The sequence below is a fragment of the uncultured Methanofollis sp. genome, assembly GCF_937919355.1.
Lineage (GTDB): Archaea > Halobacteriota > Methanomicrobia > Methanomicrobiales > Methanofollaceae > Methanofollis.
In genome coordinates this window covers 16,828-40,550 of record NZ_CALFSA010000145.1, presented here as the reverse complement: position 1 = coordinate 40,550, position 23,723 = coordinate 16,828, and the positions used below count along the sequence as shown (strand labels likewise).

Sequence of the window (23,723 nt, the reverse complement as noted above, 5' to 3'; positions counted from 1 at the left end):
CTGGCCGGGGGACTACGCCGAAAATCAAAGATTTTCTTGAACTCGCTGACGCTCGTTCCCCGCTCAGGATTGGACTTCAAAGGGGCAAACGTGTATTTTGAAGGGGGACTGCCCTCCACCCCCTATCCTCATGACAGGGTGCGAACGAAGTGAGCATGAGAAAATCTCTGATTTTTGATACAGTATGAGGGTTTCTACAGAGCCAGATTTCCTCACTTCTCCATCCCGGCCCGCAACTCCTTTGCCCGGTCGCGCAACAGGATCGCCCTCTCGAAGTCGAGGTCCTCCGCGGCCCTGTACATCTGTGCCTCCAGTTCGATGACGAGGTTCGGGATCTCCGATTTCGGGAGGTGCTTCGTGTCGGTGAGGTCGATCTCCTTCGCCGGGACCGGTTTTATGATCGTCTGCGGGACGATGTTGTGTGCCTCGTTGTAGGCGACCTGCATCCGCCGCCGCCGGTCGGTCTCGGCAAGGGCGGTGCGGATCGAGTCGGTGCTATGGTCGGCATACAGCACCACGCGGGCGTTCACGTTCCTCGCCGCCCTGCCTATGGTCTGGATGAGGCTCCTTGCGTCCCTGAGGAACCCCTCCTTGTCCGCGTCCAGGATGCCGACAAAACCGACCTCAGGGATGTCGAGGCCCTCGCGGAGGAGGTTGATCCCGACGAGGACGTCAAAAGTTCCGAGGCGGAGTTGCCTGATGATCTCGGTCCTCTCCAGGGCGTTGATCTCCGAGTGGAGGTAGCGCGTCCTGATCCCCTGCTCAGCAAGGAAGTCTGTCAGTTCCTCGGCAAGGCGCTTCGTGAGGGTGGTGACGAGCACCCTGTCGCCCCTCCCGATCGTCCGCCTGATCTCCGCCATCACGTCCTCCACCTGCCCTTCGAGCGGGCGCACCTCCACGGCCGGGTCCACGAGGCCTGTCGGCCTGATGATCTGCTCGACGACCCCTGCCGAGTGCGTCAGTTCGTACTCGCCCGGCGTCGCCGAGACGAAGATGACGTTCTTCATATAGCCCTCGAACTCCCTGAACCGCAGGGGGCGGTTGTCGAAGGCAGAGGGGAGGCGGAAGCCGTACTTCACCAGTGTCTCCTTCCGCGAGCGGTCGCCGCGGTACATCCCCCGCACCTGCGGCACCGTCTGGTGGGACTCGTCGATGACCATCAGGAAGTCGTCGGGGAAGTAGTCGAGGAGGCAGTACGGCTTCTCCCCCGCCTTCCTCCCGTCGAAGTGGCGGGAGTAGTTCTCTATCCCCTTGCAACTCCCCGTCTCCCTGATCATCTCGATGTCGAAGAGGGTCCGCTGCTTCAGGCGGTGGGCCTCGATCATGCCGAGGGAGGGGAGAGTCTCGTCGAGTTCCTCCGCAATGGAGACGATTGCCCTCTCCCTCTCCTCTTCGGTGGCGACGAAGTGGCGGGCCGGATAGACATAGAAATACTCCATCGTCTCCTTCCGCCGTCCCGTCACCCTGTCGATCTCAGAGATCCGGTCGACCTCGTCGCCGAAGAGTTCGACCCTGACGATGTCGTTGAAGTAACCGGGGACGATATCGATCACGTCGCCCTTCGCCCTGAACCGTCCGGGGGCGAGGTCGAGGTCGTTCCTCTCGTACTGGATATCGACAAGTCTCTCCAGCAGGTCGGCCCGCCGCATCCTCTCCCCCTTTCTCAGTTCGAACCCGAGGCCCCGGAAGTTTGCCGGGTTGCCGAGGCCGTAGATGCAGGAAACAGAGGCGACGATGATGGTGTCTGGCCGCGAGAGCACGGAGGCCGTGGCGGCAAGGCGCATCTGCTCGATCTTCGGGTTGATCGAGGCGTCTTTCTCGATATACTGGTCCTTTGCCGGGAGGTACGACTCGGGCTGGTAGTAGTCATAGTACGAGACAAAGTACTCCACCCTGTTCTCCGGGAAAAATCCCGAGAACTCGTGGTAGAGTTGCGCCGCCAGGGTCTTGTTGTGGGCGATGACCAGGGTCGGTCTCTGTGCCGCCTCGATCACGTTCGCGACCGTGAAGGTCTTCCCCGACCCTGTCACGCCGAGGAGGGTCTGGAAGCGTTCGCCCTCCGCAATGCCGTCTGTCAGTCCCCGGATCGCATCGGGCTGCGACCCTGCCGGGACAAAGTCCGCGTTCAGCCTGAATTCAGTCATCCTCTCATCTCCTTCCTCCGCAACAGGCGGTTGTAGGTGATCGCGAAGCGGTGGGCCTCGTCCCTGATCTCCTGCACGAAGAGGGAGGCCTTCTCGTCCTTCCTGACCGGCAGGGGATGGGGGAAACCGGGCACATAGATCTCCTCCTCCCTCTTGGCGATCGCGATCACCGGAAGACGTGTGCCGAGGCGTTTCAGCACGTCGAGGGCGGCGTCGAGTTGCCCCTTCCCGCCGTCGACGATCACCAGGTCGGGGAACTCCCCGCCCTCTTCGCGGATGCGGGTGTACCGGCGGCCGACCACCTCCGCGATGGAGGCGAAGTCGTCTATCCCCTCGACCGTCCTGATCCTGAAGCGCCGGTAGTTCCGTTTGTCCGGTCTCCCGCCCCGAAACTGCACCATCGACCCGACCATCGCCGTGCCTGCAAGGTGGGAGATGTCGAAACACTCAATGACATTCGGCGGGTCGGGGAGGTGCAGGGCCTTCTGGAGGGCCTCGACCTTCAGGGCGTCGCCGAAGAAGGCGATCTCAAGGTTCTTCTCCGCAAGGTCAAGGAGTTTTTTCTTGTCCCCCTTCTGCGGCACCGTGACCTCGACCTTCGAACCCCGGCGGTCTGCCAGGTAATCGGCGAGAGGTTCGCCGACGCCCGCGGGGAGGACAACCTCCTTCGGGGGGGCGTGCTCGCCGTAGTACTGGACCAGGAACTCCTCGACGGCGTCGTCCGAGGCCTCGAAGACGTACTCCTGCTTCCCGGTGAGGGTACCCATCTCAACATGGAAGAGGAGGAGATAGAGGTTCCCGTCCTTCTTCTGGTAGGTGATGATGTCCTCGTCGTGGTCTCTCCGGCGCTCCACCCTCTGCCGCCCGGCAAGGTGCCTGATTGCCGCGATCTCGTCCCGCAGTTCGAGGGCACGCTCGAACTCGAGGGCCTTCGACCTCTCTGCCATCTCGGCCTCCATAGCGGCGACGAGGTCCTTCCCCTGTCCGCGGAGCACCGCCCGCGCCCTCTCGATTCGTGCGGCGTACTCCTCCTCCGTCACCGTCCCGGCGCAGGGGGCCGAGCAGGTACCGATGTGGTGGCGGAGACAGGGCCTCTTCGGGATGCGCCGGCACGACCGGAGGCCGAAGGCCTTCTTCACGACGGAGAGCACGTAGTCCCTCTCCCGCGCCGAGACGAAGGGCCCGAAGTACTCGCCGTCCCTCCCTGCCCGGCGGGCGATCCCGATCCGCGGGAAGGCCCCGCCGGAGAGGTGGATGTAGGCATAGTTCTTCGCGTCCTTCAGGTCGATGTTGTACTTCGGCTGGTGCCTCTTGATCAGGGTGTTCTCCAGGATCAGGGCCTCGACCTCGTTCTCGGTGACGATAAAGTCGGCCGAGGCGATCTGCTCGACGAGTTTCTGCGTCTTGGCGTCGTGGCCCCTCTTCTGGAAGTAACTGGAGCCCCGCCTCTTCAGGTTCTTCGCCTTGCCGACATAGATCACAGTCCCCGCGGCGTCGCTGTACAGGTAGCACCCCGGTTCCTCGGGGACGGCAGATAGGTCGATCATTTCAGCATCCCGGCCAGGAACTGCCCGGTATAACTCTCCTTCACCCCTGCCACCTCCTCGGGTGTGCCTGTGGCGATCACCCTGCCGCCCGCGTCCCCGCCCTCGGGGCCGAGGTCGATGAGGTAGTCGGCGCATTTGATCACGTCGAGGTTGTGCTCGATCACCACGACCGTGTTCCCCTTCTCGACGAGATCGTCCAGGACGCCGATGAGCTTTTTCACGTCGTGGAAGTGGAGGCCGGTCGTCGGTTCGTCCAGGAGGTAGACGGTCCTCCCTGTCGCCCTCTTCGAGAGTTCGCGCGTCAGTTTGATCCTCTGCGCCTCGCCGCCCGAGAGGGTCGTCGAACTCTGCCCGAGTTTGATGTAGCCGAGGCCGACCTGGCAGAGGGTCTCAAGCCTGTTCCTGATCGCCGGGATGTTCTCAAAGATCCCTGTCGCCTCCTCGACCGTCATGTCAAGGACGTCGGCGATGGACTTACCCCGGTATTTCACCTCCAGGGTCTCGGCATTGAAGCGCTTCCCCTTGCACTCGTCGCACTCCACGTACACGTCCGGGAGGAAGTTCATCTCGATCTTGATGACGCCGTCGCCCTGGCAGGCCTCACACCGCCCGCCCTTCACGTTGAAGGAGAAGCGGCCGGGTTTGTAGCCCCGCACCTTCGCCTCCTTCGTCTCCGCAAAGACCTTCCTGATCTCATCGAAGACCTTCGTGTACGTCGCCGGGTTCGACCGCGGCGTCCTGCCTATGGGGCTCTGGTCGATGACGATCACCTTGTCCACGGGAATGTCTGATGTGAGGGTGGCGAAGGCGCCGGGCGTGGCCCGCGAGCCCGAGACCTGCCGTGCGAGGGCGGGGTACAGGGTGTCGTAGACGAGGGTGGACTTGCCCGATCCCGAGACGCCGGTGACGACGGTGAGGGTGCCGAGGGGGATGGCCGCGTCGATGTTCTTCAGGTTGTTCTCCCGGCACCCCGTGATCCGCAGATATGCGTCGCTCTGTCGCCTGTGGTCGGGCACAGGGATGGTGAGGGCCCCCGACAGGTACTGCCCGGTGAGGGAGGCCGGAGATGCCGCTACCTCGTCGGGCGTCCCCGCGGCGACGACCTCGCCGCCGTGCACCCCGGCGCCGGGGCCGATATCCACGACATAGTCAGCCGCCCTGATCGTCTCCTCGTCGTGTTCGACGACGATGAGGGTGTTTCCGAGGTCGCGGAGTTTTTTGAGGGTCTCGATGAGCCTGCGGTTGTCGCGCTGGTGGAGGCCGATGGAGGGTTCGTCCAGCACGTAGAGCACGCCCGTCAGGTTGGAGCCGATCTGGGTGGCGAGGCGGATACGCTGGGCCTCGCCGCCGGAGAGGGTGCCGGCGTTCCGGGAGAGGGTGAGGTAGCCGAGGCCGACCTCTTCGAGGAAGGTGAGGCGGGCCCTGATCTCCTTGAGGACCTGGCGGGCGATCTCGGCCTCCCTGCCGGTGAGGTCGAGGCCGTCGAAGAAGCGGACCGCCGCCGTGACAGGGAGGTCTGTCACCTCGACGATGTTCTTCCCGCCGATCTCCACGGCGAGCACCTTCTCCTTCAGCCGTTTGCCCCCGCACTTCGGGCAGGGCGAGACACGCATGAACTTCTCCAGTTCCTCGCGGCGGTACTCGGACTGGGTCTGGTGGTACAGGCGTTCAGCCTGCGGGAGGAGGCCCTCCCAGGCGCCTGTGTGCGACCAGCTGGTGTCGCCCCCCTTCCCCTGCACGGAGAACCTGATCTGGTCGGGCGAGCCGTACATCAGGGCCCTGTACTGTCCCGGCGTCAGGTCCCTGACCGGCGTCAAAACGGAGAACCCGAAGTGGCGTGCGACCGCAGCCAGGTACTGCGTCCTGTAGCCGTCGACATAGTTCTTGTACAGGGCAACGGCACCGTCCGCGATGCTCAGCGATGGGTCGGGGATGATGAGGGCCGGGTCGAAGTCCATCTTGATGCCGAGGCCGTTGCACTCCTCGCAGGCGCCGAAGGGGGAGTTGAAGGAGAACATCCGCGGCTGGAGTTCCTCGAAGGAGAGGCCGCAGACCGGGCAGGCCATCTTTGCAGAATAGGTCTCCTCCCGTCCGTCTTCCCCGACGGCGATGACGAGGCCGTCGGACTTTGCGAGCGCACCCTCGACGGCCTCGACGAGGCGGGAACGCTCAGAGGGGTCGAGGCGGTCGACGACGATGTCGATGTCGTGCATGACGTACCTCTCCAGGGGGTGCTCCTCGTCTGTCCGCACGATCGCACCATCGAGACGGACGCGGCTGAAGCCTTCGGCGTCGAGGTCCTTGAGGAGTTGCCCGTACGTCCCCTTCTTCCGGCGGACGATGGGAGCGAGGACTGTCACCTGCCCGCTGAATGTGGCCGCGATGGCGTCGGCTATCGCCTCGGGCGAGCGCGATTCGATGCGCGTGCCGTGCTCCGGACAGTACGGCACGCCGATGCGGGCATAGAGGAGGCGGAGGTAGTCATAGATCTCGGTGACCGTGCCGACGGTGCTGCGCGGGTTCTTCGAGGTCGTCTTCTGCTCGATGGAGATGGCGGGGGAGAGGCCCTCGATGGCGTCGACGTCGGGTTTCTTCATCAGACCGAGGAACTGGCGGGCGTAAGCGGAGAGGGACTCCACGTACCGCCTCTGCCCCTCGGCATAGATTGTGTCGAAGGCGAGGGTGGACTTGCCCGACCCGGAGACGCCGGTGAGGACGACGAGGCGGTCGCGGGGGAGGGTGACGGTGATATCCCTGAGGTTGTGCTCCCTCGCGCCCCTGACGACGAGGTGTTTCATCACGCGGATATTCTGTCCTCCCCCTTCATAGAGGTGCAGGCGCGGGCAGTGAAAGTGAACGTGTCGCGGTGTTCCTTTATCCGGAGAGGACCCAGAGAGTTCAGAAGTATGGGGACTGAAGTGGCCGGGGAGCGCTCATGCCGGATCGTCACCGGCATTGCGACTGCCCTCGGGATCAGGAGGGAGCAGGTGGAAGGGACCGCGGCCCTTCTTGCGGGCGGGGCGACTGTCCCTTTCATTGCGAGGTACAGGAAGGAGGCGACCGGGTGCCTGGACGAGGTGGCCGTCGCCGCGATCAGGGACCGCCTTGCCGCGATGCAGAGGCTCGAGGAGAGGAAGGAGACGGTCCTGGCATCGCTGCGGGAGCAGGGCGTGCTCACCCCTGCCCTCATGGCCGGCGTGATGGGGGCGGAGACTCCCGCGGCCCTCGAAGACCTCTATCTCCCCTTCAGACCAGCACGCCGGACCCGCGCTTCGGCGGCGCGGGAGCAGGGGCTTGCACCCCTGGCAGAGGCGCTGCTGAGAGGCGAGTGTGCCGATCCAGAGGTTGAGGCGCGGAGATATGTGCGCCCCGGCGGGCCTGCGGATTGTGCAGAGGCGCTTGCCGGTGCGAAGGACATCATCGCCGCCACTGTCTCCGAGGACGCCGACGTCCGGGCGGCGATGCGCCGCCTTTTTGCAGAGGCCGGGGTGCTCACGGTCAGGGCGGCCCGCGGGAAAGACCTTGCGTCCACCCCGTATGCCGACTATGCAGGCTATACCGGGACTGTCAGGACCATGCCGGGCCACCGCGTCCATGCGGTGCTGCGGGGAGCGCGGGCGGGTCTGCTCTCTCTCACCGTCGCCCCGCCTGAGAGACGGGTGCTCGCCCTGCTGGGAGAGAGGGGCCGGGGGCCGTTGGCGGAGGTGGTGGCAGCGGCGGTGCAGGACGGGTACCGCCGCCTCCTTGCCCCGGCAATGGAGCGCGAGACTCTTGCGGCCGCAAAGGAGCGGGCCGACCACGAAGCAACGCGGGTCTTTGCCGCAAACCTCAGGCGTCTCCTCCTGGCGCCCCCTCTGGGGAGAATGGTCGTGCTCGCCGTCGACCCCGGTTTTGCGGCCGGTTGCAAGGTCGCCTGCCTGGACAGGCAGGGGAAACTCCTCGACGCCACGGTCGTCTGTCCCCTCCCGCCGCACCGGCAGGAAGCGAAGGCCGGTGCGGTGCTCGCCGACCTCTGCCGGCGGCACGGCGTCGAGGTGATCGCGGTCGGGAACGGGCATGGCGGCAGGGAGGCACGGACCTTTCTCCAGGGCCTCGACCTGGGCCCGGTGATCTCGGTGAGCGAGTGCGGGGCCTCGGTCTACTCGGCCGCGGCAGAGGCCCGCCGGGAGTTCCCCGACCTCGACCTCACCCTCAGGAGTGCGGTCTCCATCGGCAGGCGCCTCCAGGACCCGCTTGCCGAACTGGTGAAGATCGACCCGCAGGCACTCGGCGTCGGGCAGTACCAGCACGACGTGGACGGGAGACTCCTGGCCGCGGCCCTCGACGACACGGTCGTCAGCGCGGTCAATGCCGTCGGTGTGGAGGTGAACACGGCGAGCGCCTCTCTCCTCGCAAGAGTCTCCGGGATCGGGCCCGCACAGGCCGAACGGATCGTCGCTTTCAGGGAGGAGCACGGCCCATTCAGATCGCGCCTGGCCCTCCTGGACGTGCCCGGGATCGGGCCGAAGACCTTCGAGCAGGCGGCCGGTTTTCTGCGGGTCGTCGGCGGGGCAGATCCCCTGGACGCCACCGCTGTCCACCCGATGCACGCGTCGGTCGTCAGGGCGATGGCCGACGACCTCGGCGTCGGGGTCGGCGACCTTGTTGGCAACCTCTCCCTCCTCGGGCAGGTCGAACCAGAACGCTATGTGCACGGCGCGGTCGGCCTCCCGACAGTGCAGGACATCTGCGCCGAACTCACCGCCCCCGGACGGGACCCGCGTCCGCCCTTCGACCTGAGCGTCTCCGAAGGCGCACCCGCCTCGATCGACGACCTCGCTCCCGGGATGACCCTCACCGGGACGGTGACCAATGTGACGGCCTTCGGGGCCTTTGTGGACATCGGGGTCGGGACTGCCGGCCTGGTCCACGTGAGCGAACTGGCCGACACCTATGTCGCCCGCCCTCTCGACGTCGTGGGGGTGCATGACCGGGTCGCCGTCACCGTCCTCTCGGTGGACCTGAAGAGGCAGAGGATCGCCCTCTCGATGCGGGAGAGTCAGCGGGGATGACCGGCCTTCCCCCTGCTGCGGGGCCCGCACCCCGTATCCTGATCCTCGGCAGTTTCCCGAGCGTCGCTTCGCTCCGTGCAGGCGAGTACTACGCGAACCCGCGGAACGCCTTCTGGCAGGTGATGGAAGGTGTCTTCGGGGTTCCGGCCGACCTCCCCTACCCGGAACGACTGGAAGGACTGAAGGCGGCGGGTGTCGCCCTCTGGGACGTCCTTGCCGGGTGCACGCGGGAGGGGAGCAGTGACGCCTCTATCAGGGACGCGAAGGCCAACGCCATCCCTGGCTTTCTCCGTGACCACCCGACGGTGAGGACGGTCGCCATCAACGGCAGGGCGGCAGAGCAGTGGCTCAGGCGCGTCCACCCCGGCGTGTGGGAGACGCCCGGAGTCAGAGTCCTCTCCCTCCCCTCGACGAGTCCGGCGAACGCCCGCCTCACGGTGGAGGAGAAGGTCGCCCTCTGGCGGTCGGCCGCCGGCAAACCCTGATATAGCACCCAGGCGAGGGAGGGGCATGGAGAGGCAGGGCGCGGTGCTGGCCGGGGGAATCGCGGCACTCTTTTGTATCGTCAGCGCCTCGGCCCTTCTCACGGGCGGCGAACCCCTCTCTCTTCTCGTCCGCCTCCTCGCCCTCAACGGTTACCTTGCCCTCGCCCTCGCCGCCTCGATGTCTCCCTTCCTCCGCGAGATCAGGGTGGCATTCGGGAGGCCGTTCCTCACCGTCCACCACGCCCTCGCCGCCTTCGGCCTTGCCGTCATCCTCCTCCATCCCCTCTCCTATGCCCTCATGGCCGGGAGCCTTGCGGTCCTGCTGCCCTCGACCTGGATATGGAAGGAGTTCTGGACCTATGCAGGGCGGCCTGCTCTCGTCCTTATCTTCATCGCCCTGATCGCCGTCAGCCTCCGGCGCCGCATCCCCGCATACTGGCGTCCCTTCCATATGCTCATGTATGCCGCCCTGGTGATGGGCCTCGTCCATGCCCTCCTCCGCGGCACCGACACCACGGACCCGGTCGTCAGGGTGGTGCTCGGCGGCGCCTTCGCCGTCGCGATGGGGGCATTCGTGGTGAAGAGGTGGCAGAGGAAAAAAAGAGTTATATTAGTATAACAATCACTATCACAAGAGCAACACATACTCCGATAGTAATTCCTAGCCAAATAGATTCCATTCTTGCTTCACCTCCGTCTAATTTCCCAGTTAAGATGGTGAAGATGGAGTGATCAACAGGATTATATCTGGGGCGGGGGACTATACTATGTCACTAATTTAGTCCGAAGTTTGTTGCTCCAGTGGGAATAGTAGGCTATTTTTTGAAATCACTGACTGTTTCAACTGGTATGTCGTGATATATGTGTCCAGAACGTATAAATCCGTCATGACCTCGAAACTATATTTAATTTTAGATAAATTGTTGCGGATTTATTGCTCAGACATTGAGGTTATCCCAAAACTGATCCGAACCCTCATTCAAACCGATGAAATTACTCGCGTTAGGTTCTGAAAAATCCTATTCTGGCATCTGTTACGAGGGATTTCATCCGAAAATCAGAGATTTTCTCAAGGTCGCTATCGCTCCCTCCCCCTGACCCCCCATCATTGCGATAGGGAGTGGATGGCAATCTCCTTCATCAGGATCTCTGTTATCTCTTCCCCGACTCTATCCTGTTTCGGGGGGACGAGCGTCAGCGAGTTCGAGAAACCGAAGGTTTCGAGTTCCGGGGGCGTCAGTCCCCAGCCGAGAGTTGGGGGAAGGAGGTGGTTTCGCACTATTCTTCATGGAATTCAGGAAGATATCGACCAGATCATAAAATTTTCTCCCGATGCCCTGCATGCAGAGATTTGGGGAATGGACGAGAATTTTGGGATGACCTCATGGTAAAATCTCATGTTTGGGTCAATGAATCTCCAGATCCCATGATGAGCGGTGCAGATCCACTGCCTTCCCTGCAATCTAAACCGGGGGACTTCCTCGAAGACTTCGTCTTCTCGTTGCCCCCAGACCCCCGATCTTTAGGATAGGAGTGGAGAAGGATAATCCCTGCATATCAAAGGAGATTGCCAACCCCGCCCTATCGTAATGGTGGGGAGACCGGGGTGGTTCACCCCTCCAAACAAACACGAGATCAGGATTTTTTCAGAACCCGATACCGAGCATTCCATCGACAGGACAGAGGCTAGGATCGGTTCGGGGATGACCTCATACTGTTATCCTCTCCCCCGGCAGGGCCCAGACCTCGACGGCGCCCTCGTCGCCGGCATTCGCCTCCCTGACCGTGCCGTCCCTGATGACGAGGTACCGGCGGTCTGTCGGCGGAGTGTCAGGATCGACCTCTCTCTCCTCGATCGCATGGGCATAGGCGAGGGTGCAGAACCGCCGCGGCGCCATCTCGAAAAGAGTGAGGGCGACGTACCGCCTGAGGTACCACCTCAACTCCGCGGCAAGGGATAGGGCCGCACCAAGAGAGATGACCCTGATGGAGATGCCATATGACCGTTTTTCCGGGCGATAAAATCGGAGGATCTCGCGGCTCGTCTCGGATGCAAAAAGAGTGGTGTTGAGGTCGACCCCCTCACGCGCGATGAGGAGCAGGTGCATGGCGGTTCAGATATACATCCGGAGATCGCCTGCGGCCTCCTTGTGGCTGACCTTCTTGATCGCCTCAAGGAAGTCGTTGTGCTCGATGGCCGTGGCATTCCGGCGGACCGCCCGCATGCCCGCCTCGCGGCAGACCGCCTGGATCTCGGCGCCCGTCATCCCCTCGGTGAGGGGGACGAGGGCTTCGAGGTCGACACCGTTGAGGTTCATCTTCCTGCTGTGGATCTTGAAGATCTCCCTGCGCGAGTCTGCGTCAGGGACAGGCACCTCGATGATCCTGTCGAAACGACCGGGCCGGAGAATCGCCGGGTCGAGCATGTCGACGCGGTTTGTGGCCGCCATGATCCTGATATTGCCGCGGTTGTCGAAACCGTCCATCTCGGCGAGGAGTTGCATCAGGGTCCGCTGGACCTCGGCGCTCCCCGACGTACCGTCGTTTGTGCGCTGGCTTGCGATGGCGTCGATCTCGTCGATGAAGACGATTGCCGGGGTGTGTTCACGCGCGAATTCGAAGAGTTCCCGCACAAGCTGCGCCCCTTCACCGATGAACTTGTGGACAAGTTCTGAGCCCGACATCCTGATGAACTCGGCATGGGCATTGTGCGCCACAGCCTTTGCAATGAGGGTCTTACCGGTGCCGGGCGGCCCGTAGAGCAGGATACCCTTCGGCGGTTCGACACCGACTTTCTCGAAGATCTCCGGCCTCGTGAGCGGGTACTCCACAGCCTCGCGCACCTCCTCGATCTCCTCTCTCAGCCCGCCAATCTCTTCAAAGGTGATCTCCGGCGCTTCTTCAAGTTCCATCACCCTGACACGGGAGTCATAGGTCGTGCCGATGGGCTTCACGATGGAGAGGGCATTGTTCACCGCGACCTTCATGCCCACCGTCAGACCGTCATAGAGTTCGGGGTTGACCCGCGTGATATATTCCTGGTTGTTTCCCTGCTGTCTGAGATAGACCTCGCCGTCACCGAGTTTGTCAACAACGGCTGCAACAAAGAGCGGGACCCGCTTGAGCTGGTTGTTCTCCCGCCGCAGCTGGTTGACCTCTTTCTGGAGCAACTCGTTCTGCATCTTCAGGTCGAGGACTTTCGCCTTCATCTCCTGGACCTGGAGTTTATACAGATCATTGTCATTGTTGACGCCAATCACAGAGTCTTCCATGTCTCTAATATAGTGGATCCTTTATACATTTATTAGGTGTGTCTGTGATAATCAATGGAAGAGGCATTGCTCGGGGAACAGCGACCGGGAGGTTGCTCGTTTCCCCGGCACCACTGTCATTCCTCTCAGGGGTAGACCCTGAGAGCGGCGTGATCATCGAAGAAGGCCATCCCCTCAAGGGCGAATCGATTGCAGGGACTGTTCTTGCTTTCCCCTTCGGGAAGGGCTCGACAGTCGGGTCCTATGTGATGTACGCCCTTGCACGGAATGGAAAGGCGCCGGCCGCCATCATCAACGAGGAGGCTGAACCGATCATCGTCACCGGTGCGATCATGGCGCGGATCCCGATGGTTGACCACCTTGAGGACGGTCTTTCCGGCATCCCGGCAGGGGCGACCGTGACCGTGGACGGGGACGCCGGGACGGTCTCATGGGAGGCATGAGAGGGCAGACAGGATGCAGGTGAACTGGCGGGAGATCACCGCGGCCAGGAACACCTTTGCCGCCCTCTATGCGGCATGCGAGACCGAAGGGTTCGTCCTGCGTCAGGTGAGCGGGCCAGAAGACGACGTGACCTGCTACAGTCTCAACTCCATCAACGCCCCGCACTTCGAGGACGAGATCGCGTCGGCGCACTGCGTCACCGTCGTCGGCGGCCCCCATGCGGCGGCATGCCCTGCGGAAGTTGCGGCGTACGCCGACTACGTCGTCACCGGCGAGGGTGAGCACACACTCCCGCGGCTCCTCCGGGCAATCGAAGCCGGGGAGACCAGGCCGATACCCGGCGTCGCCACACAGGACGGTATCTGCCCGCCGGACCATACGGTCTTCCTCCCCGCGTACCCCCCATTCTCGCAGTTCAAGGGCTACATCGAGATCTCCCGCGGCTGTCCCTTCGGGTGCGCGTACTGCCAGACCCCCTGCATCTTCGGGAGGAGGATGCGCCACCGGCCCGTCGATGAGATCGCCCGGTATGCAGCACGGTTCAGGGACGCCCGTTTCGTCACCCCCAATGCCCTTGCCTACGGTTCCGACGACGGCATCCACCCCCGCCTCGATAGGGTCGAATGCCTGCTCCGGGCGCTCGACAAGAACCAGATCTACTTCGGGACCTTCCCCTCGGAGGTGCGGCCTGAGTTCGTCACCGACGAGTCTCTCGATCTCATCTCCACCTACTGCGCAAACCGTCGCCTCCACTTCGGGGCCCAGTCGGGAAGCGACCGTGTGCTCGGCCTCCTGCGCCGTGGCCATACCGTCGCCGACGTTGAGAATGCCCTCGACCTCTGCCGGGACCACGGTTTCACCCCTGTGGTCGACTTCATCGTCGGCCTCCCGTGCGAGGAGGACGAGGACGAACTGGCGACCCTTGCCCTGATCCGCGAGGTCACGCGCCGGGGCAGGGCCCATGTCCACCTCTTCATCCCGCTGCCGGGCACTCCGATGGCAAACCTGAGGCCAAAAGCGCTTCTTTCGGAGATGCAGCGTGACCTCGGCCGCCTTGCACTGAACGGGAAAATATCCGGCTCCTGGGGCGATCCTGAGAGAAGATTTTATAGGAACCGCTAGAGAAGTTCCTACCATGATGGATGTGCTTTTGCTGGCAGACCTTCATGGCCAGTTGGGCAAGCTGGAGTCCTTCATGACTCTCCAGCCCGACTTCGTCATCATTGCCGGCGATCTCACACAGTTCGGGCCATGTGACATGGTCAACAAGGTGACCTCGCTCATCGACGTACCGTGTTTTGCGGTACCGGGGAACTGTGATCCATGTGATATCTGTGATGCTCTTGAACACTCCGACTGCGTCAATCTCCACGGCGCCGCCTTCTCGCTTGGGAATATCTCGATGGCGGGCGTCGGCGGGTCCAACCCGACGCCCTTCGGGACGCCCTTCGAGTTGAAAGAAGAGGAGATCGATCGTCTGATCAAGGAGGCTACGGCTCACATGGACAGGAACGTCCATAACGTGCTCATCAGCCATGTCCCGCCCCACGGCGTCTTCGACCTTGCGGGCGAGAACCACGTGGGCAGCACGAGCGTCAGGAACCACATCAAGGAGTTCGACCTCGTCTGCTGCGCACACATGCACGAGAACAAGGGGGTCACCGAGGTGGACGGTGTCAAGATCGTCAATCCCGGCCCGGCCTCTGAGGGCAACTGTGCCCTCATCCACTTCGGCGACGAACCGAAGCAGATCGAGATCGAACTGCTCACTCTCTGAGCAGTTCGAGATAGGACTGTGGGATGTGAGGACCCTCTATTCCCAATTCTCCTTTAATCTGTTCGATCTCTTTTTCCGCTTCCTCGTCGGCGTCGTGCGCCATCACCTCGATCTCGACGAAACTCCCGAGGCCGTCCACCTCGTCGAGGGCAACGGAGGCGGTGCCGATGGCGAACTCCTCCCTGTGCTTCCTGACCTCCGCACTCCTGACAAAGCCGAGGCGGGTGAGGATCTCCTCCAGGTTCTCCCCTGACTCGACGGCGAGGTTGAACTCTTCCCTGGTCTTTGTCCCCTTCGTGGCGAGTTTTGGGCCCTTATAGGTGAGGGTGCAGCGGTCGCCCTCGTACCTGACCCTGAGGGCCTCGTCAGTCCTGCCGAAGTCCCGCACCGGGTGGTTGTAGTAGACGTCCTGCTGGTCTGAGACGATGGATGATCGAGCCCCGACCCTGATGAGACGGGACCGGATCTCCGGGAGATCAGGGACACGTATTTTTGTTTCCACTTCAAACATCTATGCCACCAATTTAAGTATTTTCGTCGAGACTTAATATAGACAAGGTGTATATCATGGCAATTCAGGAAGGAGACATCGTTAGACTCAACTATACCGGCCGCGTGGAAGGCGAGATCTTCGACACCACCGTCGCCGCCGATGCAGAAGAAGCAGGCATCAAGAGCAAGAAGGACTATGCCCCGATCGTCGTCCGCGTCGGGAGCAACCATGTCATCCCCGGCCTTGACGAGGCACTCGTCGGCAAGGAGATCGGCCAGCAGTATGAGGTCGAGGTGCCGGCGGAGAAGGGCTTTGGCCCCCACGACATGAAACTCGTCGAGTCCGTGAACACCAACCAGTTCAGAGAGAAGCCCAAGTTCGGCATGCGTATCCAGGCGGGCGACCGTGAAGGTGTCGTCGTCAACGTCGTCGGGAAGCGGGCCGTCGTCGACTTCAACCACCCGCTCGCGGGCAAGGACCTCGCCTACACCTTCACCATCGAGGGCATGGTCGAGACCGTCGAGGAGAAGGCAAAGGGCTTCATCAAACTCTTCTCGGGCCGCGACATGGACCTCACCTTCGCCGAGGGCACCCTCACCCTGACCCTCCCGGCAGGGATCAACTACGACCGCCGCTGGGTCATGGCCCGCGGGATCGTCGTCCACCAGATCTTCGAGTTCATCCCCGAGGTGCAGGACATCGTCTTTGTCGAGTCCTTCAAGCGCCCGGAGAAGACTGCCGAAGAACCGGCAGCTGCCGAACCCGAAGCGAAGGAAGAATAAATACAACCCTTTTTTCCCCTTTCAGTCGTTTTCGCCGCCCATAATGTGCAGGGCGCGGATCAGCGTGTGCTCGCTCTCTCCTGCTATGGCAAATGATGCGGCACGCCCATCCATGCTCTTCTCGACGATCCCGACCTTCTGGAGTCTGTCCATATGGCGGGAGACGGCAGGGCCCGATATGCCGAGACGTCCTGCAATCTCCTGTCGCGAGAGGCCCGGGGTCTGGAGGAGGTTTTCCAGGATCTCTCTCCTCGTGGTGTTCCCGAGGGCGGAAAGGGTCGCCCGTTCACGGCCTGAATATTTTCCGTTGTTTTCATAATAGCGGCAGCAACCTGCCGCCTGTTCGACCGCGATCTTCCCGGCCTCCCTGAGGGCCGCGAGATGATAGCGGAGCGTGCCCCGGTTTGTCCGGGTGATACGGGCGATATCCTTCCTCCTGATGCCGGGGTCCTCCCGGATGATCTGGTAGATACGGCACCGCGTGTCGTTTTCGAGGATGTTTTTCTGGGTGATGCGCCGGTAACCGAGACTCACCCACATGTGCAGGGCGACGTAGGACTCGACGGGGAGGATGACCATCTGCGCAAGGAGAAAGGCGAGGTTCATGAGAAAGTCGGAGGTCACGGGAGGGATACGCTCCCACACTCCTCTCGGTTTTTCGAAGGCAAAAGTGTCTCCCGGGAGGCCGGCGTTCACCCTGAGGTCATGGTACTCCGCCGACCGCACGAGCGCCCCGGTGCTGTCGTAGCCGTCGATACGTAGAGGAAGCATCGTCTTCCCGTCGATCCAGATGGAGAGACGACCGGTGTCGGGGGGGAAGGGGTCGATGGTGCCGAGGGGTATGACGTCCACGACAGGAACGACCCTGCCGTCCATGACGGCCTCGTGCATGCCCGTGACCTTCCCGGTCGAGAGGGCGGCGATCCCGGCGGTCATATAGTCGCCGTCAAGGGGCTTTTCCACACCTGTCGATCCCCCCGTGCACCGGGGAGGCGCATACCACCAGATGGATCCTTCCGACAGGACTGCAAGGGCGGAGCCGTGATGGAGAGACGGGTCGCCGTATTCGGCCCTGAACCTGCCGGGCGGCATGGCCGCCACCCTGACAACTTCGTCCACGCCCGGACCGTGAACAGCGACGTCTGCCGTATAGTCGGAGACCTGATGGTACGCAGAGACGACCGCGGCGGCGACTTCCTCGGCAGGTGCCGCCGCAGACACCCCTGCGAGGGAGCACACGAGGACCAGGACGAGCCACAGGGAAATCGATCTCATTGTCGACAGTGGTAGGTCGGGACCGGTCTATTTATTCATTCTGTACCTTCCGGTTACAGGTCGGGCCTTCGGGAAGAGGATGTGTAACCGATCTTGAGATAAAGACTTTATCTATCCGGGCAGGATCTTTCCCCTATGCCTGCGGCTGCAACAGATCTCGGCGTCTCCGAGGTCGAGGTCACCTCTGTCTCTCTCCGGTCGTGTGTCCTGATGGCGGCGGCGATCTCCCTGGTGGTCGGCGTCGTGTGGGGGGTCATGGTGCTCCCGACGGCGGTCAACGAGAATATCCCCGTGACAACGGCAGAGGGGGAGATGGTCCGGGCCCTTGGCTACCATGTGCTCTACCTCGTGCCCCTTCTCCACGTCGTATCGGCGATCGTATTTGCAGCGCTTGCGGCGACCCTGTACAACCTCGCCGCCGGCAGGTTCGGCGGGGTCGTCGTGAGGGTGCGGCCGGGGACCGTGACGGAAGGGGCGTGGGCTATCCATGAGATCGGTGTTTTTCCGGCGATGAAGGTCGGCATATGCCTCTCTCTCGTCATCATGGCCCTCCAGACCCTCCTCTACGAGTGTTTCGGCTGGATTGGATCTCTTATGTGGCCCCTCTCCTGGACACCCATCCTGTACGGGTCTGAGCCCGGCGTCATCCTCTTCATGGTCACTGTCTGGACTCTCGTCGCCGTGCTCGGCGGCATCCTCATCGGCGGCGTGGGCGCCGTCCTGTACGACCTCGCCGCTGTCATCATCGGCGGGGTGAGGGTGACGGCCCGCACCCCCGGAAACGGAGATCAGGAGAGGGAGATCCTCCTCGAAAATAGTGTGGAGATGGCGGCGGTCGTGCCCCGGTCAGCCGCCCGTACGATGAGTATTGTGGGCTTCGGGGCGGGTTTCATGGCCGGAGTCTCCACCCTCCTGCAGGCAAGCGGGATCTTTCCTCTCCTCGGCGAGGGGCCGGGCGGGACCGCGGGGACCACGCCCGCAGTCGTCGCCGGTGCTCTCCTGTTCGGCATCGTCCTCTACGGCATTGCCGGCGGTGTCGGCGGCTACGTCATCGCCGTGCTGTATAATCCCGTCGCCCGCTTTCTGGGGGGAGCGACCTTCGTACTGAAAAAAGTGGAGAGTGACGCCCCTCACCCGAGGGGGTAGCGGAGGAGTGCGGCGATGCCGCCGAGGGCGTTCAGTTGTTCACCCGGGTCGAACTCGGAACTGAAGACGACGACCCGCGCGTTGATCCTCTCGGCGTCTTCGAGGAGACGGGCGATGCCGGCATCCCTGATCAGGGCGTCGGAGACGAGCACCTCCTCGGCGGCGCCGTAGTCGACTGCCTTCCTCACCTCGGCCTTCCCGTACGCCACCGCCCCTCCGGTGCCGATTCTCTTGAGCACCTCGTCCATCCTCGTCACCTCGCGTGCGAGCTGGAGGTCGCCGGCGAGTTTTTCAAGGACGCCCTGGCCGATGACGTCCTGCACGGCGCCTCGGCCGATCCGCCGCGTCTCGACGGTGACGACTCTCTCCCCGAGGTCGGGGTCCTTCGCCTTCAGGAACCTGACAAAGTCGTCCTTGACAAAGCCCGGCCCCGCCACGACGACCGGGCCGGTGACGTCCTTCAGGGATGTGAGGGCGTCGGCGAAGAAGGCGGTCCTGCCGTCGACCTCCGCACCCTTCCCGCTCCCTGCGGTGATGGTTACAACTCTTTCCGGACCGTACTGCCTGATCCTGAAGAGTTCGGCCTCCCCTTCCTCGATGGTGAGCACATGGACGACATTGTGGAGGGAGGCGCCGACCGCCCGCTCGACCCTTTCGAGGTCTATGCCGCGCCACCGCCTGATCACCGAGATCTCGTAGCCAGGTTCGACATTGAGGGTGTGGTACGAGGCGATGTCCACGCCTGACTCGATGACACCGCCGACCCTGAGACGGTTGGAATACGGGTGAAACTCCACCTTCTCCACCCTGATGCCGAGGCGGACCGGCCTCTTCTCGGCCTTCTCGGGCCGGAGTTTGTCCGTCGCCGAGTCGACCGTCCGCAGGGTCGTCGCAAAGACGAGGTCGCGGGGCTCGATAAGGTGTTCAAGGTGCCAGAGGTCGTCGAGGGACTCGGGGAAGAGCCTGATCTCACCGTACGACCCCTTGAGTTCTCCGTACTCAGCCTTCATGCCCACCCACGATGTCGGACCCGCCCGGCGGGACAAAGGCGGCGATCGCCTCGGTGTTCAGGACAGTCCTCAACCGTTTCCAGTTCTCCTCGCCGACCTTCTCTTTCAGGGCCCGCTGGACCTTCTTCGCCACGTCGTTCGGTTCGAAGGTGCCGGGAGAGAGTTCGACGACATACCCTGTCCGTGCCCGCACCGCCGCCACAGGCCCGCCGATGATCGCGACGCTCGGCTCTTTCTGCACCCCTATTGCGACGCCGAGCTGGACGTCCTTCGCGTAGCGCCTCTCGCCCCGCACGATGAAACCGCCGCGGGCGACGAACTCGCCCGACTCCGCGGTCTTGCTCACCTGGTCGGGGCGCGCGAAGTAGACGTCGGCCGAGAAGTGCCCGGCCTTCCAGGCATTCGAGTATGAGGCGGCGAACTGGGCGACCTCGTCGTCCATGTGCTCCGTCTCCCCCTTGACGATGACGACAGAACCGCCGTGCACGTCGGCGTGGACGAAGGTGTCCTTCCCCTCCATGTACTTCTTGACAAGTTCCTCGTTCTGGGAAGCGTCCCGTCCGCCGAGGACAAGGGTGCCGTCGGTCGTGTAGAACCACCTGAACCTGTGGAACCACTTCTTCTTCATGAAGTGGAGGACCTCTTTCGGTTTCTCCTTCGGTTGTGCGGCGCCGCGCTCCATCGCCGCCATGGCCCCCTCGGTCTTCTTCTTGAACTTCTTGATCTGGTCGTAGTAGTGTTCGAGGTTCGCCTCCACGTTCTCGCGGACGAAGACCTTCACCCGCACGCCTCCCAGGTCAAGGTCGACAGCCGCGTCGGCAGGGTGGACGGCGACGACCTTCTTTGCCGCGGGGAGGTCGCTCTTCTTGAGGACCTCCTCGATCTCCTGCCAGGAGAGGTTCTGGCTCACCCTGTCAAGTGTGGCGATGATGTCCTGCACGAGAGGATAGTTGGTGTAGACCGCCTCGACCGCCTTCTCGGCCCTTTTGATCTTCTTCCCGAACTTCTTCAGCGCCTCTTCCTGCTGGCGGCGGATCACTTCTTCTTTCGAGAGTTTCGGCCGTTTCTCCTCGGCCTTAATCTCTGTGGCGGTCTGGAGAGGGTAATATTCCTCCAGGGCCTGGTTGTACGTCGAGAACGCCTGTTTTTCCACTCCCATGCCCTGGATCGGCCAGCACCCGCTCTCCGTGATCACCGCTTTCCTCTGCCCCTCGACCATGGCGACGACCTGGTGGAGGGCCGCATACACCGCCCCGGCATCGGCTTCGGCGGCAGGAATACTCTTGTCGACCCCGGCAAGGCTGCAGACGAGTTCGGCATAGGCGCCGCCGAGGAGGCAGTTCACGGCAAGGGTCCTGACCAGGTCGCGGTCGGAGGCCCGGAGCATCGCGGCGAAGGACTCGCTGTCAAAACCACTGCAGTCCGTCCCCTCGGGGAAGGCGTAGACCTCGCCCGGCACGACCGCCCGGTCCTTGAAGCGGTGGTGCCACAGAGGTTTGGTGATCACGCCGGCCTCGTCGAGGAGGATGGCATTCCCTTCGTCGAAGAGTTCGACAACAAGTCTCAGTATCCCGACCTTCTTCGCCACGTCGATGTAAAAGATACGCTGGAGACCGTACTGCCCTATAGCGGTCACCCGTCCCCCTTCGAGGTGCTTGCGGAGGAACATCGCATACCCGAGGGGATTTTTCGGGGACTCAGGGAGTGCTCTGACCAGATGGGCGCGCCTCCCTGTCTCAACGAGGAACTGATACTTCGCCCCCTCGTTGCCGTTGAGACGGATCCCCAGAGTCTTCGCATCGTACTGATAGATCTTGCCGATCCAGAGCGGGAGCAGGGCAGACAGTTCTGCTGTCAGCGCCCTGACGTCCATCCCGCTCATCCCCTGTTCATTTGCCATTGATTATTCCACGCTCTTTGTACGTATGGGTCCAGAACTCTCATTAATATACTCTCGCCGGTTTCATCACCCGCGCAGGCGGATCCGGGTCGACCGGTCGCCGGGGTTTTTGCCAGAGGGATGGTATCTCCCGGCACCCCTGCCCGGGCAATACTAAGTTAAATATGGCTACAACGCAAAAAATAGACCACTGATGCATCATGAGCGAGGAGGAAAAACCGTCGCAGGCACCCGAAGTACCGAAAAAAAAGGGTCCGAAGACGAAAGAAGAGAAACAGAGAGAGCATAAAAAGCGCATCCGCCGGACCCTTGTTGCGTGTTTCCTCGGTATTGTGACTGGTGTGCTCTCATACTATGTCTGCGGGACTCCCGACCCTGCGACAGGTCTGCAAAAGAACCAGATCGTCGGTATCCTCCTCCTCATGGCCGGTGTGGTCTTCCAGAAACACATCTTCATGCTGATGAAGATCGACTACACCGAACTGGGGGGGAAGGACTGGTTCTATCAGGCGTTCATGACTTTCGCCTTCTGGTTCATCTCCTGGTCTACAATGCTCACTACCTCGATGTGATCATCCATGCGAATCGCCGTCGTCCACAAAGATAACTGTCATTCTAAGAAGTGCGGTCAGGAGTGCATTCTCTACTGTCCACGAGTCCGAAGCGGGGACGAGACTGTTGTCCTCGACGATGAGGGTAAGGCGGTCATCTCCGAAGAACTCTGTGCCGGGTGCGGCATCTGTGTCAAAAAGTGTCCCTTCGATGCGATCGATATCGTGAACCTCCCGGAGGAACTGGAGCAACCTACCCATCGCTACGGGCCGAATGCCTTCGTGCTCTATGGTCTCCCGATCCCTGTCGAGGGGAAGGTGACCGGCATACTGGGGCCGAATGGTATCGGGAAGTCCACGTCCATCCAGATCCTCTCAGGTCAGATGCAACCGAACCTCGGGATCTTCGATACCTCTGTCTCGTGGGACGAGGTGATGAAACGCTTCACCGGCACCGAACTCTTCGACTACCTGAAGCACATCTCCGGGAAGGAGATCAAGGTGGCGGTGAAGCCTCAGTACATCACCCTGATACCGAAGGCCTTCAAGGGAACGGCGCACGACCTCCTTGCAACGACCGACGAGAGAGGGGTGCTCGACCACCTCGTCGCCGACCTTACCCTCACCTCCATCATGGACCGCGAGATCCAGAGTCTATCCGGCGGTGAACTCCAGAGGGTGGCGATTGCCGCCTGCCTTGCGCGGGACGCCGACTTCTACTTCCTCGACGAGATCACCCCGTACCTCGACATCTACCAGAGGATGGCGGCGGCGAACCTCATCAGGGAGGTCGCGGAGAAGAGACCTGTCGTGATCGTCGAGCACGACCTCGCGATCCTGGACATGCTCGCCGACACGGTTCATGTCGCCTATGGCAAACCGGCGGTCTTCGGCGTGATCACCGGACCGAAGGGCGTGCGGGTCGGGATCAACGAGTACCTCGAGGGATACCTCCCCGAGGAGAATGTCCGCTTCAGGGACTCGGCCGTCGTCTTCGAGAAGAGGGCCCATGCCGACAAGACGAAGCGCGAACTCCTCTACACCTTCCCGCAGATGTCAAAGAGTTACGACCGTTTCCACCTCGACGTGAAGGGCGGCGAGATCAGGAAGGGCGAGGTGCTCGGTCTTGTCGGCCCGAACGGTATCGGGAAGTCGACCTTTGCAAAACTCCTTGCAGGCGTGGAAGAACCCGATGGCGGGTCTCTTGACGAGAAGATCTCCATCTCGTACAAGCCCCAGTACGTGAAGGCCGAGTCCACAGACACGGTGGAGTTCACTCTCCGCCAGATCACCCGGCGTTTCGACACCTCGTACTACCAGCACGAGATCCTCGAACCCCTCGCTCTCATCCCGGTCCTCCAGTCGCCTCTCGACACGCTCTCCGGCGGCGAACTCCAGAGGGTGGCGATCGCCGCCTGTCTTTCACGGGACGCCGACCTCTACATCCTCGACGAACCGAGTGCCCACCTCGACGTGGAGCAGAGGATGGGCCTGACCAGGGTGCTCAAGCACCATGCCGAGGGGAAGGAGTGCGGGGTCATCGTCATCGACCACGACATCTACCTCATCGACATGATCTCCGAGCGCCTCGTCGTCTTCGACGGCGAACCGGGCGTCTCCGGCGAGGCGAAGGGGCCGTTCTCGATGCGCGATGGCATGAACCTCTTCCTCTCCCACCTCGGCGTCACCTTCAGGCGCGACAAGAGCGGGCGGCCACGGATCAACAAGCCCGAGTCGTACCTCGACCGCGAGCAGAGGGCGAAGGGCGAGTATTACTACGCTCAGGTAGACGAGGAATAAATATCCGGGAGTTTGGCTCCCTTTTTTTTCAAGCGTCAATCATTGC

At 62.3% G+C, this 23,723-nt stretch carries 20 protein-coding genes; 11 read left to right on the top strand and 9 right to left on the bottom strand.

The features are described 5' to 3' along the window. Positions 1-212: 212 nt before the first annotated feature. Genes uvrB through uvrA form a run of 3 tightly spaced genes read right to left on the bottom strand, consistent with a single transcriptional unit; the run spans position 213 to position 6,489 of the window. Positions 213-2,144 (bottom strand): excinuclease ABC subunit UvrB, encoded by a 1,932-nt coding sequence (uvrB, locus tag Q0520_RS07155; protein ID WP_298668134.1) that lies wholly within the window; start codon positions 2,142-2,144, stop codon positions 213-215. Then, positions 2,141-3,691, bottom strand: coding sequence for an excinuclease ABC subunit UvrC (gene uvrC / locus Q0520_RS07150; protein WP_298668131.1), 1,551 nt, complete (start codon positions 3,689-3,691; stop codon positions 2,141-2,143). Before uvrC ends, uvrB begins: the two co-directional genes overlap by 4 nt. Next, complete coding sequence (gene uvrA, locus Q0520_RS07145; RefSeq protein ID WP_298668144.1) at positions 3,688-6,489, bottom strand: excinuclease ABC subunit UvrA; 2,802 nt, start codon at positions 6,487-6,489, stop codon at positions 3,688-3,690. The genes uvrC and uvrA overlap by 4 nt, the downstream gene beginning before the upstream one ends. 108 nt (positions 6,490-6,597) lie before the next feature. Here uvrA and Q0520_RS07140 point away from each other — a divergent pair, with 108 nt between their 5' ends. The 4 genes from Q0520_RS07140 (at position 6,598) to Q0520_RS07125 (ending at position 10,618) form a co-directional block, all read left to right on the top strand. Continuing rightward, positions 6,598-8,742, top strand: a complete 2,145-nt coding sequence (locus Q0520_RS07140) for a helix-hairpin-helix domain-containing protein (protein ID WP_298668128.1) — start codon at positions 6,598-6,600, stop codon at positions 8,740-8,742. After that, the gene (locus Q0520_RS07135; protein ID WP_298668125.1) at positions 8,739-9,227 is read left to right on the top strand and encodes a DNA-deoxyinosine glycosylase; all 489 of its coding nucleotides are present in this window, start codon (positions 8,739-8,741) and stop codon (positions 9,225-9,227) included. The genes Q0520_RS07140 and Q0520_RS07135 overlap by 4 nt, the downstream gene beginning before the upstream one ends. Positions 9,228-9,252: 25 nt before the next feature. Beyond that, positions 9,253-9,846 carry a hypothetical protein gene (locus Q0520_RS07130; protein ID WP_298668122.1) on the top strand — a complete coding sequence of 198 codons (594 nt, stop codon included), beginning with the start codon at positions 9,253-9,255 and terminating at the stop codon, positions 9,844-9,846. A gap of 505 nt (positions 9,847-10,351) precedes the next feature. Continuing rightward, positions 10,352-10,618 (top strand): hypothetical protein, encoded by a 267-nt coding sequence (locus Q0520_RS07125; RefSeq protein WP_298668121.1) that lies wholly within the window; start codon positions 10,352-10,354, stop codon positions 10,616-10,618. A 318-nt stretch (positions 10,619-10,936) separates the two neighbouring features. Here Q0520_RS07125 and Q0520_RS07120 read toward each other — a convergent pair whose 3' ends face one another. Beyond that, positions 10,937-11,335, bottom strand: coding sequence for a DUF5804 family protein (locus Q0520_RS07120; protein ID WP_298668119.1), 399 nt, complete (start codon positions 11,333-11,335; stop codon positions 10,937-10,939). A gap of 6 nt (positions 11,336-11,341) precedes the next feature. Then, positions 11,342-12,499: a proteasome-activating nucleotidase gene (locus tag Q0520_RS07115; RefSeq protein WP_298668117.1), complete on the bottom strand. Its 1,158-nt coding sequence runs from the start codon at positions 12,497-12,499 to the stop codon at positions 11,342-11,344. Between the two features lie 44 nt (positions 12,500-12,543). On the opposite strand from Q0520_RS07115, the gene Q0520_RS07110 reads away from it, so the two are divergent. Genes Q0520_RS07110 through Q0520_RS07100 form a run of 3 tightly spaced genes read left to right on the top strand, consistent with a single transcriptional unit; the run spans position 12,544 to position 14,720 of the window. Beyond that, complete coding sequence (locus tag Q0520_RS07110; protein WP_298668114.1) at positions 12,544-12,942, top strand: DUF126 domain-containing protein; 399 nt, start codon at positions 12,544-12,546, stop codon at positions 12,940-12,942. A 13-nt stretch (positions 12,943-12,955) separates the two neighbouring features. Next, positions 12,956-14,065 (top strand): TIGR04013 family B12-binding domain/radical SAM domain-containing protein, encoded by a 1,110-nt coding sequence (locus Q0520_RS07105; protein WP_298668110.1) that lies wholly within the window; start codon positions 12,956-12,958, stop codon positions 14,063-14,065. A gap of 13 nt (positions 14,066-14,078) precedes the next feature. Beyond that, positions 14,079-14,720 carry a metallophosphoesterase gene (locus tag Q0520_RS07100; RefSeq protein ID WP_298668107.1) on the top strand — a complete coding sequence of 214 codons (642 nt, stop codon included), beginning with the start codon at positions 14,079-14,081 and terminating at the stop codon, positions 14,718-14,720. Here the strand turns inward: Q0520_RS07100 and cyaB are convergent. Next, positions 14,710-15,231, bottom strand: coding sequence for a class IV adenylate cyclase (cyaB, locus tag Q0520_RS07095; protein WP_298668105.1), 522 nt, complete (start codon positions 15,229-15,231; stop codon positions 14,710-14,712). The two genes, Q0520_RS07100 and cyaB, sit on opposite strands and share 11 nt — an antisense overlap. 56 nt (positions 15,232-15,287) lie before the next feature. On the opposite strand from cyaB, the gene Q0520_RS07090 reads away from it, so the two are divergent. Then, a complete protein-coding gene (locus Q0520_RS07090; RefSeq protein WP_298668100.1) occupies positions 15,288-15,995 on the top strand; it encodes a peptidylprolyl isomerase in 708 nt (235 codons plus the stop codon). Between the two features lie 21 nt (positions 15,996-16,016). Here Q0520_RS07090 and Q0520_RS07085 read toward each other — a convergent pair whose 3' ends face one another. Then, a complete protein-coding gene (locus tag Q0520_RS07085) occupies positions 16,017-17,270 on the bottom strand; it encodes a winged helix-turn-helix transcriptional regulator (protein ID WP_298668097.1) in 1,254 nt (417 codons plus the stop codon). Positions 17,271-17,405: 135 nt separating this feature from the next. Here Q0520_RS07085 and Q0520_RS07080 point away from each other — a divergent pair, with 135 nt between their 5' ends. Further along, on the top strand, positions 17,406-18,416 hold the full coding sequence (locus Q0520_RS07080) for a hypothetical protein (RefSeq protein WP_298668094.1): 1,011 nt from the start codon (positions 17,406-17,408) through the stop codon (positions 18,414-18,416). On the opposite strand, the gene Q0520_RS07075 is transcribed toward Q0520_RS07080, so the two are convergent. Both Q0520_RS07075 and rqcH read right to left on the bottom strand, forming a co-directional pair. Beyond that, the gene (locus Q0520_RS07075) at positions 18,401-19,426 is read right to left on the bottom strand and encodes an mRNA surveillance protein pelota (RefSeq protein WP_298668091.1); all 1,026 of its coding nucleotides are present in this window, start codon (positions 19,424-19,426) and stop codon (positions 18,401-18,403) included. The two genes, Q0520_RS07080 and Q0520_RS07075, sit on opposite strands and share 16 nt — an antisense overlap. Continuing rightward, complete coding sequence (gene rqcH, locus Q0520_RS07070) at positions 19,416-21,326, bottom strand: ribosome rescue protein RqcH (protein WP_298668089.1); 1,911 nt, start codon at positions 21,324-21,326, stop codon at positions 19,416-19,418. The genes Q0520_RS07075 and rqcH overlap by 11 nt, the downstream gene beginning before the upstream one ends. Before the next feature lie 200 nt (positions 21,327-21,526). Between rqcH and Q0520_RS07065 the strand changes: the two genes are divergently transcribed. Then, positions 21,527-21,898, top strand: a complete 372-nt coding sequence (locus tag Q0520_RS07065; RefSeq protein ID WP_298668087.1) for a hypothetical protein — start codon at positions 21,527-21,529, stop codon at positions 21,896-21,898. Positions 21,899-21,904: 6 nt separating this feature from the next. Further along, positions 21,905-23,677, top strand: a complete 1,773-nt coding sequence (locus Q0520_RS07060; RefSeq protein WP_298668085.1) for a ribosome biogenesis/translation initiation ATPase RLI — start codon at positions 21,905-21,907, stop codon at positions 23,675-23,677. The last annotated feature ends 46 nt before the right edge of the window (positions 23,678-23,723 follow it).